The sequence below is a fragment of the Paracoccus sp. NSM genome, assembly GCF_052379855.1.
Lineage (GTDB): Bacteria > Pseudomonadota > Alphaproteobacteria > Rhodobacterales > Rhodobacteraceae > Paracoccus.
Genome location: NZ_JBQTCG010000038.1, coordinates 1 through 492 on the forward strand (window position 1 = coordinate 1; position 492 = coordinate 492).

1 pseudogene is annotated in these 492 nt (G+C 59.8%); it reads right to left on the reverse strand.

The features are described from left to right. A pseudogene (locus ACTZWU_RS16725) lies at window positions 1-491 on the reverse strand (transposase); the annotation flags it as partial. Window position 492: the final 1 nt, after the last annotated feature.

Below are 492 nucleotides of genomic sequence, written 5' to 3' on the forward strand. Positions count from 1 at the left end.
CCCTTTGACGTTGCGCAGATGAAGGAAACAAAGACCAAAACCCCACGTCTTGCGGGCATCGGTCAGCCCGACCAGCAGATCGGCGATCTCCTCGTTCTCGGCGCGCAGCTTTGGGCCATAGCGATAGCAGGTCTCGCTCACCCCAAAGGCACGGCAGGCCAGCGCAACGCTCGCTCCTCTTCGCGCCACCGCATTCTCGGCCATCTCGCGGCGTTGAGACGGCCGAGTTACTTTTTTCCAAGAGCCTCCCTCAGCAGATCGGCTTGCATGCTCAGGTCCGCATACATCCGCTTCAACCGGCGGTTCTCATCTTCCATGGCCTTCATCTGGCTGATCAAGGACGCATCCATACCGCCATACTTCGCCCGCCATTTGTAAAACGATGCGTTGCTCATGCCGTGCTCGCGGCACAGCTCGGCCACCGGCACACCGCCTTCGGCCTGCCGCAGGATCGCGATGATCTGCGCCTCAGTATATCTGCTTGTCTTCATT